Genomic DNA, 12,434 nt, shown 5'->3' with positions numbered 1-12,434 from the left:
CTGTCGTCGCGCCCCCGTCTGATTGAAATCAACCGCCGTCCCGCGTCAGCCCTCGGTGCCGGTGCGCTGCTTCACGCGCTTCATCGGCTCGCTCGCCTGGCCTCGCTCCACCAGCACGCGCAGCACGGACTCCAGCGCGCGGATGCGCGTGCCCGCGCGTCCCGGAGCCCAGCGCGGCACGTCCGGCCCCGAGAGCAGCTCCATCGCGTGCTCCACCCCGCCCGCCTTGCCCTCCAGCGCGCGCGCCGTGGCCAGCCGCACGTTCCTCGCGGGCCTGCGCGCCACCCCACCCTCCCACAAGAGGTCGAGCGCGAACGTCGTCCACACCGCCAGCTCATCGTCCGGACGCAGGAACTGCTCGAACCGCGCCAGGGCCGCGGCCCGAGTCTCACCCGCGCGCAGCACCTCTTCCGACAGCTCCACGTGCAGCGTCGTGCTGCGAGCCAGCGGCCGCTCCGGCGCGATGATGGCCTCGAAGCGCTCTCCCGAAGCGGGGCGACACGCCACCACGTGCACCAGCTCGGCCGGGATGTCCGCGCCCGTCGGGTGCGCGTTGGCCTCGCCGTAGAACACCACCAGGTTCTCGAAGGCCTGCGCCAGCGAGCGCAGCTCGAACGGCGGACGCCACGGGCCGTAGTGGATGCGGCGGCGATTGGGCGAGGTCCGCGTCGCCTGACGCCCCAGCTGCGTGTCGACCATGTACTCGAACGCGCGCAGCATCGTGTCGAACTTCTCCGGCTGACCTTCGAGCACCCCGAGAATCTCCACCACCGCCTCGATGGTGGACACACAGTGGTCCGCCGGCTCCGCGCGGATGCGGTAGTTGCTCGGACGCCGAGGCACGAAGCCGATGCGCGGCAGCCCCGCGAGCACGGGGTTGCGCGACACGACCTTCTTCGCCTGCGGCCACGTCCCGTCCACGACGATGAGCGTCTTCGGCGGCCGCGCGCGCGCATCCTCCACGGAGATGGCGTCCTCGCCCGGGAAGAGCACCGCGACGGAGTCCGGGTCCTTCGCCAGCTCCTCCAAGCGGGAGTGGCCCGTGAAGTCGACGCCCTGATGAATCTCGGAGTTGGCCAGCGCCAGGTGCGCCATGCGCGCGGTGCCGATGGCCACGCGGCGCTCACGGGGGTGCTGGAGGAAGACGACGCGGGTGCGCGTGTCCAGCCGGGGCGGCAGTTGCGAGCAGTAGCAAGCGCTCTCGGGGCGGTGGCAGCGAAGACAAAGGGAACGCACAGCCCGGCTTTACGGCACGGCCCGGAACCGGGCAAGCACTGCCGGTGCAGGGGTCCGCCGCCAGCCAGGGCGCCAGGCGCTCCCGGGGGAAGAACCCACCCACGCCCCCGCCAGCCGGGGTACACAGGCCCCCCGTGAACCTGCTGCTGCTCTTCGACGAGGACTTCCTGCCGGACGGCACCGCCCGGCTCACCGGCCGCCGCGCCCAGCACGCCCGGGAGGTGCTGCGCCTCGAGCCCGGTGAGTCCCTGCGCGTGGGGCGCCTGGGCGGCCTGACGGGCTCGGGCGAGGTGCTGGAGAACAGCCCCGGCGTCCTCCACCTGCGCGTGTCCCTCACCGAGCCCCCTCCGCCCCGTGCGGGCATCGACCTGCTGCTCGCCATCCCCCGCCCCAAGGCCCTCAAGAAGGTCCTCCCGGCCGTGGCCTCGCTGGGCGTGGACCGCATCGTCCTGGTCAACGCCGCCCGCGTGGAGAAGAGCTACTTCGACTCCAAGGTGCTCGACGGCGCGTTCGTGAGGGACCTGCTGCTTCAAGGCCTGGAGCAGGCACGCGACACCCGCCTGCCCGAGGTCCTGGTCCGCGAGCGCTTCCGCCCCTTCGTCGAGGACGAGCTCGACAGCGTCTTCCCCACCGGCGCCGTCCGCCTGCTCCCCCACCCTCCGGCGACGCAGCCCCTGCGTCAGGTGGCCGCGGCCCCCGGCCAACGCTCCGTGCTCGCCATCGGCCCCGACGGAGGTTGGGTGTCGTTCGAGGCCCAATTGTTGGAATCCCACGGCTTCCGCCCCTTCTCGCTCGGGCCGCGCATCCTCCGGGTGGAGACGGCGGTTCCCGTGCTCGTCGGGCAAGTAGCCCTTCTCGGGGAAGACACTGCTGCGCGTCACGATGCAGGTGGCACTTGAAGGGGGTGGGCCGCTGGCCGAGAGTTATCGGCCATGGCCACGTCCATCCCTTCGTCCTCGGTCGCTTCCGACAGCACGCAGCCCGCGGTCGGTGAGCAGCAGTCCCTCGTCACGTCGGAGCCGCAGGCTCCAGCGGCGAAGCCCGCGAGCCACGACTCGCTGCCGCCCCAGGCGCTGCTCGACTTCATGCTCGAGAAGTGGAAGCCCGCGTCGGGGAAGCTGCCGCCGAAGATCAAGTACGCGGAGTCCTTCAAGGCCCGTCGCAAGGCGCTGTCGCAGGCGTTCCCCGGCGAGACGATTGTCATCCCCACCGGCCACGAGAAGGTGCGCGCGAACGACACGTACTACCGCTTCCGCCCGGGCACGGACTTCTACTACCTCACCGGCAACATGGAGGCGGACTGCGTCCTGGTGCTGGAGCCGAAGGACGGCGGCGGCCACACGGACATCCTCTTCGTGGAGCCCAACCCGGGCCGCTCGGACGCGACGTTCTTCACGGACCGGGTGAAGGGCGAGCTGTGGGTGGGCCCGCGCCTGGGCGTGCCGGAGAGCCGCGCGCGCCATGACGTCGACGAGGCGCGCGGGCTCGACACGCTGAACGCGTACCTCAAGGGCCTGAAGGGCTCGGCGAAGTCCACGCGCGTGTTGCGCGGACACTCGGCCAAGGTGGACGCGGAGGTGGCGGAGGGCGGCGAGCGCGACAAGGCGCTGGCCACGTTCCTGTCGGAGATGCGGCTCATCAAGGACGCGCAGGAGCTGCGCGAGCTGCAGATCTCCATCGACGCCACGCAGCGCGGCTTCGAGGACGTCATCCGCAGCCTGAAGGTGGCGAAGACGGAGCGCTACGTGGAGGGCATCTTCAACCTGCGCGCGCGGGTGGAGGGCAACGACACGGGCTACAACAGCATCGTCGCCAGCGGCTCTCACGCGTGCGTGCTGCACTGGAACCGCAATGACGGTCCGCTCGTCCCCGGGGACCTGCTCCTGCTGGACGCGGGCGTCGAGGGCCACACGCTCTACACGGCGGACATCACGCGCACGCTGCCGATCAACGGCCGCTTCTCGCCGGAGCAGAAGGCCATCTACGAGCTGGTGTACGCGTCGCAGGAGGCCGCGTTCGCGGCGGTGAAGCCGGGCAACGACTTCATGGAGCCCAACCGCGCCGCCATGCGCGTCCTGGCCGAGGGCCTGGAGAAGCTGGGCATCCTCGAGGACGCCGAGGAGGCGCTCAAGGACGAGCACCAGTTCTACAAGCGCTATTCGTTGCACAACGTCAGCCACATGTTGGGGCTGGACGTGCATGACTGCGCGCAGGCGCGGCAGGAGGCCTACAAGTACGGGAAGCTGCAGGCGGGCATGGTGCTCACGGTGGAGCCGGGCCTGTACTTCCAGAAGGACGACCTCACGGTGCCCGCGCGCTACCGCGGCATCGGCGTGCGCATCGAGGACGACATCGTCGTCACCGCGCGCGGCTGCAAGGTGCTGTCCGGCAACATCCCGCGCACGGTGAAGGACATCGAGGCGTGGATGAGCGGCGTGTGGAGCGCCGACAAGGCATCCGCCGCCCCCAAGGGCAAGAAGGCCGCCGCGAAGAAGGCCAAGGCCCCCGCCGCGAAGAAGGCCAAGGCCAGCAAGCGCAAGTAGTCCCGTGTCACGTCCCGGCCCCACCACGAAGCAGGTGCGGGCCGGGAGCTCGGCGCCGTGACCGCGCGGTCGAGCCGCACCGGGCACGAAGTCCTCCGAGGTCCGTATCCACGCGTGCCCGCGTTCCGCTGCGCGGCGTGCTCTCAGGCCACCGGGGCGAAGCGCACCTCGTGCTCCGAGGCCTCCGCCGCCGCGAAGGAGAGCAGGCGCAGCCCCTCCTCCGTGAGCGCCTCGCGGTCCTCGCGAGTCAGTCGGGCGAAGGGCGAGACGTGTAGCGTGACGCGCGTCTTCTCCCACTTCAGCTTCCACATGCCGCGCACGAAGCCGTCCACGAGCACCGTCGGACGGATGATGCCGTTGACGGTGAAGACGCGCTTGCGATGCGGCTCGGAGATGACGCGCGCGCGGTCCGAGTGGGACAGCAGCAGGTTGTCGAACTCGGGCACGAAGCGCACGGGCACCGGCGTGTCACCGTCGGGTCGGGGCGCGTCGGGAAGGTCGAACAGCTCGACGCCCTGCTCGTCGCGAAACACGCGCAGCTCGGAGCGCAGGCGCTCGAAGACCTCGCCCAGTCGCACGAAGCCGGACCAGTGCTGCATGTCCTTCACGCTGGCGGGACCGAAGGCGCCCAGGTAGCGCCGCACCAGTGACTCCAGCGCGAGCGCGGGCTCCAGGGGAGCCCCGAGCCACGACGCCGACGGCGTGAACGTCACCTCGCCCCCCACGCCCCAGGTGCCGAACGGAGGCACGGTGACGAGCGACTCGGCGACACGCACCACGAACGCCAGCGACTGCGCATCCCGCTCCGGCCAGCGAGCCTGGAGACGCCGCCCCAGTTCCACCGAGCTCAGGGGCTCACGCGAGAGGAGCCGACGTCCCTCGGCGAGCAGCGCATCCATGTCCAGCCCCGCGAGCTCTCGCGGATACGCGCTGTGGCTGAACATCCGGTCCAGCACGGGCTGGAGCGCGGGGCGCAGCGACTGGTAGTCCCGCGCGGTGACCAGGTGCTGCGTGGAGCGCAGCAGCGTCGCCCGCACCACCTCCCGTTGCTCGTAGCGCCGGGTGAGGTCCTCGAGCTGGAAGTCCTCCATCCGCGTCCACAGGCCCAGATAGGGCGCATTGCCGGCCTGTGCCTGGAGCCCCACCAGGTGCTCGAGAACGTGGGGCACGGACTCACGGGTCCGTCGCAGCAGGAACTGGCGCGCGAGCAGCGCCCGGTTCAGCTCACGCTTCGTCAATACGGGCGTCAGCGCCGCCTTCGCACCGCTCCGCGTCGCGGAGGAGGAACGCTTGCGAGGTGTCGTCACGGCGGCCTCCTGGGCACCCCGAAGCACCGAGCCCCGCCGGGGACGCGCCCCGTCTCCCTTCGAGCGTTGCGCGTCCACGGGCACGAAGGGAAACGGCAGGAACATCAGGGGAATGGGAATCATGGGGCGTGGGTCCTCGCGAGCCCGGGACAGCTCGACGGCTTCGTGAGACGCACCATGACGACCGGGCGTGACAGCTATATGTCAGGTATGTAGGCCCCCGGACACACGCCTCAAGGCGTCGGAGCGGGAGCCACCTGAGGAGGAACCTCGTCGGCCGGAGCCGGAGCCGCCCCGGGCACCGTCCCACCCGAGGGCGCGGCCGGCGTCTTCCGCGTCTTCTCCCACTCCTCGGTGGACAGCGGGAGGACCTCCTTCAGCGTGGAGTACTTCACCTCCAGCTCACGCGGGTCCGTACGCGTGTCCGCCCCCGCGGAGAAGGACAGGCGATTGATTTCGTGCCCGTCCTCCGTCTCCAGCACCACCCGCCAGTTGCCGGGCTTCAGGTTGGAGGTCGTCGCATAGTAGCGATAGCCGCCGTCCGTCCCGTTGCTGCTCACGTTGGCGACGAAGCCGCTGCCGTTCGTCGTCCACCCCTTCTCCGGGTGGTCGTAGTACCAGCGCACCCGCACCTTGTAGGGCGCGAAGTTCTTCGGCGCGAAGATGCGGAAGAAGTAATACGGCTTGTCGCCGGGGCGGATGACGAAGTCCGGACCGAACCACGTCCACGGCTTGTACCAGACCGAGTCATCCACCGAGGTCAGCTGGTACACGCCCGGGCTGACGCGCTTCACGTCGTGGAAGATGCCCGAGTACTGCACCGCCAGCGGGATGGGCGGGATGATGCCCACCAGGTAGCAGGCCAGGAGCGCCGCCTGCACCCCGAAGCCCGGCACCGCCACGTTGCGCACCAGGTACTGCATGTCCGGACGCCAGCGCGCCATCAGCCGCATCAGCCCGTACATGCTCGCGCAGCCCAGCGTCACCGCCAGCAGGAACACCCAGAAGCCGATGCGCCCGATGAGCACGGGCAGCAGGCACGCGAAGTACATCGTCACGCACAGGCTCAGCAGCGAGACGCGCACCACCGGGCCCATCTTGCGGAACAGCGGCAGCTCGTTGGCCACCAGCAGCGCGAACATGCCGACGACGAAGAGGTAGGGCGTGAAGCCCGACGTGCTCTTGAACAAGAGCAGCATGAAGACGCTGAGCAGGCTGCCGAAGAAGAAGTGGATGGCGTCCTCGCGCCAGCGCCACACCTTCTCCAACAGCTTCGGCGGCTCCGTGCCCTCCGGGTAGCGCTGCTCGAGCAGGAGCAGCGTCGCCAGGATGACCAGGTACCCGAAGCTCTGCACCAGCGTCAGCTTGTCGTCGATGCGGCTGAGCGAGACGATGTCGTAGAGGAAGCCGCCGAAGAAGAACGCGGCCATCTCCCACTTCTCGTGCCGCGTGCGGAACGCCTGCACCTTCTCCATCAGCGTGGGCGTCTTCGCCGTGGCCACCAGGTCATCGGGGTCCACCGCGACGGGCACGACGACACCCGGGGCGGCCTCCGTCACGACGACGTTGGCGGGGACGACGGCCTCCGGCGTCGGGGCACCCGACGGCTCGGAGGTCTCTTCGTTCTTCTGGGAGGTGTTGGGCGGAGTAGCGGTGACCACGGTGTTTCCTCGCGGTAGCGGCCGCCCATTCTAGCCGCTTCGAGGGGAGCGGGTCTCCCCTCCCCCCGAGGCCCCCGGCTCAGGCCGGGGACTTGCCCGCGACCAGGTCCGCCAGCTCGCCGCTCTCGGCCAGGCCCGACAGGATGTCGACGCCGCCGACGAACTGCCCCTTGATGAAGATCTGCGGAATGGTGGGCCAGTTCGTGTAGTCCTTGATGCCCTGGCGCACCTCGGGGTCCGCCAGCACGTCCACCGTGAAGACCTCACCGTGGGGCTGCAGCAGCTGCAGCGCCCGCGCGGAGAAGCCGCACTGGGGGAACAGGGCGTTGCCCTTCATGAAGAGGACGATGGGGTGCGACTGGGTAATCTGGTCGAACCGGGCCTTGAGGTCGGGGTTCATGGGGGTGTCTCCTTAGCGGTTCCCGAGCTTCTTCCACTGCTCGGGTGAATAGGTCTTGAGCGCGAGCGCGTGCAGCTCGCCCGACTTGAGCCACTGCTGGAGCGGCGCATACACGAGCTGGTGCTGCTGCACCATCATCTTGCCAGCGAAGTCCGGGCTGACGACGCGGGCCTCGAAGTGGTCCCCCGTCCCGGTGGTGTCATGCACCTCCACCTCGGAGCCCGGCAGGGCCTCCAGGATGCGGCTGCGGACGAATTCTGCGTCGAGCATCAGTTCATTCCCCTTCCCATCACCAGCATGGCCGGGTCCACGCCCATGCCACGCAACGTGGTCTCCCACAACTTGCCGGGCTCCAGGCCCAGCACCGCCTCGCTCGAGGCCTCCGTGAAGAGCCACGAGCCGGCGGCGATCTCACTCTCCAGCTGCTTGGGTCCCCAGCCCGCATACCCCAGGCAGAAGCGCAGCCGGGGCGCGCTTCGCTCCAGGAGCGGCCCCAGCGCGTCCAGCGTCACGCTGAGGAACAGGCCCGGCAGGACGGAGTGCTTCTCCAGCACCCCGCCATCGTCGTGCAGCACGAAGCCACGCTGGGGCTCCACCGGCCCCCCCAGGTACACGGGGTGGGTGGAGCGGTCCTCGTGGATGTCGAGCTTCTGACCGCGGGCCAGCTCGCCCAGCGTCAAGGGCGCGCCCCGGTTGACGACGAGCCCCATGGAGCCGGACTCACCGTGTTCGATCATCAAGACGACCGAGCGGTAGAAGTTCGGGTCCCCGAGCTGAGGCATGGCCAGCAGGAAGCCGGGAGCGAGGTTCTTCACGAGACGAGCATCAACCGTTCGAGCGAGCGGTGCAACCGGCAACCGCCCTGGGAAGACGGGTGCCGGGCGCCCCTCGCTCAGTGCCAGCTGGTGTGCTTCGACTGGAGCGCCTCGGACAGGCGCTCGGGGTTGAGCGGCTTGCCGATGAACAGGTCCGCGCCCAGGCCCTTGCACTTGCGCGCCATGGCGGAGTCGCTCATCGCGCTCACGCCGATGAGCACGGCCTGGGGGAAGCGCTCACGGAGCCGTGACATCAGCGTGGCGCCGCTGCGGCCAGGGAGGAACACGTCGACGATGGCCGCGTCCATGCGCTTGTTGCGCACGGCGAACTCCGCCTCCTCGGCGCTGCCCACGGGCAGGGGCTCGTAGCCCCAGCCGGCCAGCATCTCCACGAGGATTTCGCGGTGGGACGGGTCGTCCTCCACGACGAGCACCGCGCTGCGCACGGGCTCCACCTTCAGCTCGTCACTGCGCTCGGTGCGCTCCTTCGCGTCGGGGCCGAGCACGGGGATCAACTCTTCAGTGGTGGGCAGGGACATGAGGGCACCGGTTGGGCAAAAGGTTTCCGTGTGATGGGAACCCACATGTCCTCGGTGGGAATTCCAAGCGGACACGCCCACGGCGCCTGCTCTTCAGGAGGCCTTGCGAGGGCCCGCCGAGAGCGCCTGGGAGGCGAGCGACGCGCCGAGCACCAGCATCACCAACAGCGCCCAGGCGGGGAGCACCACGCGCGCGCCGCCCTCGTAGATGAGGGCGGCGTAGCTGGTGCCCAGGTAGCGGCCCAGGGACATCGGCTCCATGCGAGCGATGCCGAAGAAGCTGACGGTGGATTCGGTGAGGATGGCGGTGGGCAGGCGGCTCAGGAACACGGCGAGCGCGAAGGGCCGGAGCGCGGGCCACAGGTGGACACGCAGGACATGAGCGCCGCCACCACCGAGCGCGCGCGCCGCGGCGACGTACTCCTGTCCCTCCAGCGTGGCCAGCCGGTTGCGGAACATCCGCGCGGGCCCGGCCCACCCCACCAGCGCGAGCGACATGACCATCAATCCGAAGGGCCCCAGTCCACCGCCGAGCCCCGCGTCCGCGAGCGACTGGCCGGCGAGCTGGAGCACCATCACCACGAGCACATCGGGCAGCGCGAAGACCGCGTCCACGCCGCGCAGGAGGACCTGTTCCCACGCGCCGCCGAGAAGCCGCGCCACCGCGGCGACGACGAGGCCGATGAGCGTGGAGAGCCCTCCGGCGCACAGGCCCACGGCCAGGGAGACCCAGAGGCCGCCGAAGGCCAGCTCGCACACGGTGCGGTCCGGACGCGTCGGGTCCACGCCCAGAGGACACGTGTTCGCGAGCACGTCCGGGAACAGCCGTCCGGCGACGAGGCTGAGGACGCCGAGCCCGACGAGGAGCACGAGTCCGACGCGGGCGCGCGCGGGGATGCGGTTCATGCGCGGGCCCTCCGAGGGAGCATGTCGCCATGAGCCCGAAGCCTGTCCGACGCGTCGCGAGGGCCTGGACCGAGTGCAGTGCGCTGAGCCCCGGACCGGAGGCTCATGCGCGACCCGAGCGAAGACGCCCCGCCACCGACGCACGACGTACACCCGACACGCTCCACATCACGAGGTGAGGCGAGGCCGAAGGGCGAGCCACGAGACGCATCCCGCCCCGCAGGCTCATGGCGCGAACCCGCGGAAGACACCTGAGACCCGGCGCGAAGCACTCCCGACAGCGTCGAGGGCTCGTGGCCACATAGGTCTGGCGGGTGGGCAGCGGGATGAATCCTCGACAGGAGGCTCATGCGCGGGCCTCACGCGAGCGCGGGTCCACGACGTAGCGGGCCACCTCCACCACGAGGCTCACGACGACGAGCAGCGAGGCGAAGGTGGTGGTCGCCACGACGACGACGGCGACCTGCTTGTTGAGCACGGCGAGCACGTAGAGCTGTCCGAAGTAAGGCAGGCCCAACACGCGCTCCGCCGCGAACGAGCCGGCGAGCAGCGCCGTGGCCACGGGCCCCACGGCATCGAGCAGCGAGGGCAGCACATTGGGGAGCACATGACGGCGCAGCACCGTGCCCGGCGACAGGCCCTTGCCCAGCGCGGTGCGCACATAGTCGCGCGACAGCTCCGTCTCCAGCGAGTCCCCCACCAGCGTGCCCAGGAAGATGCCCGGCCAGATGGACGTGACGAGCGCCGCGCACAGCTCCGGCAGCATGTGCCCGCGCTCGACCACCGCGGGCGCGAGCAACAGCGCGGGGATGAACACGGGGGTACCGAAGGCCAGCGCCGGCACGACGTCACCCAGGGCGGACCACCGACCTCGTCGCCAACGGGTGCGAATGAGCGCGAAGCTCAGCGCCCATGTCAGGGCCAGGGGAAGCGCGAGCATCCCCACGCCGACGCTGCCCGACAGCTTGCGCGCCAGCTCGTCGCCCGTGATGCCCTGTGCGCTCGTGCCAAGTCGCTCGCCGCGCCACAGCTTCTCCCAAGGGCGCAGGAAGCCGAGCGGCTCACCGAGGCCAAGGTCCCGGCGATACGACGCCATCAACTCCGGAGACGCCTGCCGCTTCGCATCGCTCTCCGCGGTGAGCGGCAACATGGCCATGAGGAAGTACGAGGCCACCGCGACCACGGGCACCAACACGAGCTGCCGCGCGAGCTTCTGGAGCACGGCCATCATCGCGCCACCTCGGTCTGCTCCGGAGTGGGCGCGGTCCTGCGCAGCGTGCGCAGGGCCAGGAAGTTGAACGGGTCCACATCCAGGCCACGCAGCGTGTCACGCGCCCGAAAGTAGCGGTCCGGGTGGTACAGCGGCGCAATCACCGCCTGCTCCCCCACCAGCACCTCCTGCGCCTGCACATACATCGTCCGCGCACGCGCCTCGTCCGCCTCGCCGTCCCCGGCCTCCAGCAGTCGCTCGAAGCGCGCCATGGGCTCGCCACCGCCCTGCGTCTCCCAGCCCGTCTGGTGATTGCCCGAGCGCTCGAAGAGCGTGAAGAACGTGTTCGGGTGCGCGTAGTCCCCGCCCAACCGCCGCAGGTACAAGTCATACGCGCGAGGCCCCTTGGCCGTGCGCCGCGAAATCTCCGCCGTGAAGTCGGACCTCGCCTCCAGCTCCACCTTCACGCCCACCCGAGCCAGCTGCGCCGCCACGCGCTCGGCGATGGCCACCTCCGGCACGAAGTTGTCCCCCGAGCGGTACACCAGCCTCAACGGCCGCTCCAACCCGGCCACCGGCGCCAGCTCCGCCTTCGCGCGCTCGGGCTCGTAGTGCGGCAGCCGCAACGCCTCCTCGGCCGACGCAGCCCCCGGCAGCTCCGGAGGCAGCAACACATGCGAGGGCCGCGCGGCCGGCAGCAACCCGACCATCAACGCCTCGCGGTCCAACGCCCGTGACAGCGCACGCCGGACCTCCGGCCTGTCCAACGGCGCGCGCTCCGTGTTGAACGCCAGGTAGTACGTCGACAACAGCGGTTCGCGCTGCAGGTCCTCGGGCCGCTTCACCCGCAGCGCCGCCGCGCTGTCCACGAAGACGAAGTCCACCCGGCCCCGCTCATACAGCGCCGGTCCAATCTCCGACTTCATCAACGTGATGACGGGCACGGGCACCTCGCCCGGAGCCATGGGCGGAGGGAACGCCGAGCGCGGGTTGTAGACCAACCGCACCCGCTCCCCTGCCCTGTCCCAGCTCTCCACCCGATAAGGCCCCAAGGCCAGCGGCCGACCGTCACGAGGCCGGTCGAAGTAATCACGGACCTCCTCATCCGAGCGCCCCTCCAGGTCCGCGGAGGGCGCCGGGTAGAAGATGTAGACGTTCGCGATGCGCGCCAGGAAGTAGCTGCGCGGATGCGCCAGCGTCACCCGGAGCGTCCGAGCGTCCACCGCCTCCACGCCCACGCGCTCCAGCGCCGCGCGGATGTCCGCCTCGGGCGCCATGCGGTCCTGCAGCGCCAGCACCTCCGACGCGCCCTCCAGGTCCGCCATCTCCCCGCGCTCACGTCCGCGCAGCGCGCGCCGCCACCCCACCACGAAGTCCCGCGCCACGAGCGGCGAGCCATCCGACCACCGCACATCTCCACGCAGGTGGAAGACGTAGACCTCACGACCCTGCTCGTCGCGAGAGCGCTCCCACCGCTCCGCCAACCCCGGCCGCACCGAGTGGTCCGCGCCCAGCAGCGTCAGCCCCTTCTGCGTCGCGAGCATCACCGGGTAGTTCGCCCAACTCTCGGGGTCCGAATGGCTCCAATCCAGCGTGGTGGGCATCGCGGGCACCACCACCTTGACGCCCGACTCCGGCTGGAAGCCGCACGGCCCGCAGGCCCCGGTCACCCAGGCCAGCAACAGACACCACCAGGCGAGTCGAGCGCGAGGAGCCACCGGGCCACGTTGTACCCCGAAGCCAGGGACGCCCGGCAACAGAAGCCAGACGCCCCGTCTGCCCGCTGGAAAAGAGAGAAGCCAGGAGCCCGGCGACCT

General features: G+C 70.3%; 12 protein-coding genes. 2 read left to right on the top strand and 10 right to left on the bottom strand.

The genetic code is table 11. The features are described from left to right. Nucleotides 1-45 precede the first annotated feature (45 nt). Nucleotides 46-1,236, bottom strand: coding sequence for a tRNA-uridine aminocarboxypropyltransferase (locus AC6JA9_RS12340; RefSeq protein WP_497959738.1), 1,191 nt, complete (start codon nucleotides 1,234-1,236; stop codon nucleotides 46-48). A gap of 134 nt (nucleotides 1,237-1,370) precedes the next feature. Here AC6JA9_RS12340 and AC6JA9_RS12335 point away from each other — a divergent pair, with 134 nt between their 5' ends. Then, the gene (locus AC6JA9_RS12335; RefSeq protein WP_497959737.1) at nucleotides 1,371-2,135 is read left to right on the top strand and encodes a 16S rRNA (uracil(1498)-N(3))-methyltransferase; all 765 of its coding nucleotides are present in this window, start codon (nucleotides 1,371-1,373) and stop codon (nucleotides 2,133-2,135) included. Between the two features lie 33 nt (nucleotides 2,136-2,168). Next, nucleotides 2,169-3,779 carry an aminopeptidase P family protein gene (locus tag AC6JA9_RS12330; protein ID WP_408891184.1) on the top strand — a complete coding sequence of 537 codons (1,611 nt, stop codon included), beginning with the start codon at nucleotides 2,169-2,171 and terminating at the stop codon, nucleotides 3,777-3,779. Nucleotides 3,780-3,922: 143 nt separating this feature from the next. On the opposite strand, the gene AC6JA9_RS12325 is transcribed toward AC6JA9_RS12330, so the two are convergent. The 9 genes from AC6JA9_RS12325 to AC6JA9_RS12285 form a co-directional block, all read right to left on the bottom strand. After that, nucleotides 3,923-5,209, bottom strand: coding sequence for a winged helix DNA-binding domain-containing protein (locus AC6JA9_RS12325; RefSeq protein ID WP_408891185.1), 1,287 nt, complete (start codon nucleotides 5,207-5,209; stop codon nucleotides 3,923-3,925). A 110-nt stretch (nucleotides 5,210-5,319) separates the two neighbouring features. After that, nucleotides 5,320-6,747 (bottom strand): DUF2914 domain-containing protein, encoded by a 1,428-nt coding sequence (locus AC6JA9_RS12320; protein WP_426747320.1) that lies wholly within the window; start codon nucleotides 6,745-6,747, stop codon nucleotides 5,320-5,322. Nucleotides 6,748-6,826: 79 nt separating this feature from the next. After that, entirely contained in the window at nucleotides 6,827-7,147 is a 321-nt protein-coding gene (gene grxD / locus AC6JA9_RS12315) for a Grx4 family monothiol glutaredoxin (protein WP_223750611.1), read from the bottom strand. Between the two features lie 12 nt (nucleotides 7,148-7,159). Continuing rightward, on the bottom strand, nucleotides 7,160-7,417 hold the full coding sequence (locus AC6JA9_RS12310) for a BolA family protein (RefSeq protein ID WP_141326072.1): 258 nt from the start codon (nucleotides 7,415-7,417) through the stop codon (nucleotides 7,160-7,162). Beyond that, nucleotides 7,417-7,962 (bottom strand): YqgE/AlgH family protein, encoded by a 546-nt coding sequence (locus AC6JA9_RS12305; RefSeq protein ID WP_223750610.1) that lies wholly within the window; start codon nucleotides 7,960-7,962, stop codon nucleotides 7,417-7,419. The genes AC6JA9_RS12310 and AC6JA9_RS12305 overlap by 1 nt, the downstream gene beginning before the upstream one ends. A gap of 77 nt (nucleotides 7,963-8,039) precedes the next feature. Then, nucleotides 8,040-8,501, bottom strand: a complete 462-nt coding sequence (locus tag AC6JA9_RS12300) for a response regulator (RefSeq protein ID WP_046712197.1) — start codon at nucleotides 8,499-8,501, stop codon at nucleotides 8,040-8,042. Between the two features lie 93 nt (nucleotides 8,502-8,594). Continuing rightward, nucleotides 8,595-9,407, bottom strand: coding sequence for an ABC transporter permease subunit (locus AC6JA9_RS12295; RefSeq protein WP_223750609.1), 813 nt, complete (start codon nucleotides 9,405-9,407; stop codon nucleotides 8,595-8,597). Between the two features lie 346 nt (nucleotides 9,408-9,753). After that, a complete protein-coding gene (locus AC6JA9_RS12290; RefSeq protein ID WP_223750608.1) occupies nucleotides 9,754-10,638 on the bottom strand; it encodes an ABC transporter permease subunit in 885 nt (294 codons plus the stop codon). Next, nucleotides 10,635-12,221 carry a peptide ABC transporter substrate-binding protein gene (locus AC6JA9_RS12285; protein WP_497960679.1) on the bottom strand — a complete coding sequence of 529 codons (1,587 nt, stop codon included), beginning with the start codon at nucleotides 12,219-12,221 and terminating at the stop codon, nucleotides 10,635-10,637. The genes AC6JA9_RS12290 and AC6JA9_RS12285 overlap by 4 nt, the downstream gene beginning before the upstream one ends. Nucleotides 12,222-12,434 lie beyond the last annotated feature (213 nt).

This window comes from Myxococcus sp. MH1, assembly GCF_059738865.1.
Note: the sequence above shows the minus strand (reverse complement) of the source record. Positions and strands in the feature narration are given on the sequence as shown.

Excerpts from the sequence above, each read along its gene's own strand:
- AC6JA9_RS12330 (WP_408891184.1), top strand. The coding sequence starts at position 2,169 with ATGGCCACGTCCATCCCTTCGTCCTCGGTCGCTTCCGACAGCACGCAG.
- AC6JA9_RS12325 (WP_408891185.1), bottom strand. The coding sequence starts at position 5,209 with ATGATTCCCATTCCCCTGATGTTCCTGCCGTTTCCCTTCGTGCCCGTG.
- grxD (WP_223750611.1), bottom strand. The coding sequence starts at position 7,147 with ATGAACCCCGACCTCAAGGCCCGGTTCGACCAGATTACCCAGTCGCAC.
- AC6JA9_RS12310 (WP_141326072.1), bottom strand. The coding sequence starts at position 7,417 with ATGCTCGACGCAGAATTCGTCCGCAGCCGCATCCTGGAGGCCCTGCCG.
- AC6JA9_RS12300 (WP_046712197.1), bottom strand. The coding sequence starts at position 8,501 with ATGTCCCTGCCCACCACTGAAGAGTTGATCCCCGTGCTCGGCCCCGAC.
- AC6JA9_RS12295 (WP_223750609.1), bottom strand. The coding sequence starts at position 9,407 with ATGAACCGCATCCCCGCGCGCGCCCGCGTCGGACTCGTGCTCCTCGTC.
- AC6JA9_RS12290 (WP_223750608.1), bottom strand. The coding sequence starts at position 10,638 with ATGATGGCCGTGCTCCAGAAGCTCGCGCGGCAGCTCGTGTTGGTGCCC.
- AC6JA9_RS12285 (WP_497960679.1), bottom strand. The coding sequence starts at position 12,221 with ATGCCCACCACGCTGGATTGGAGCCATTCGGACCCCGAGAGTTGGGCG.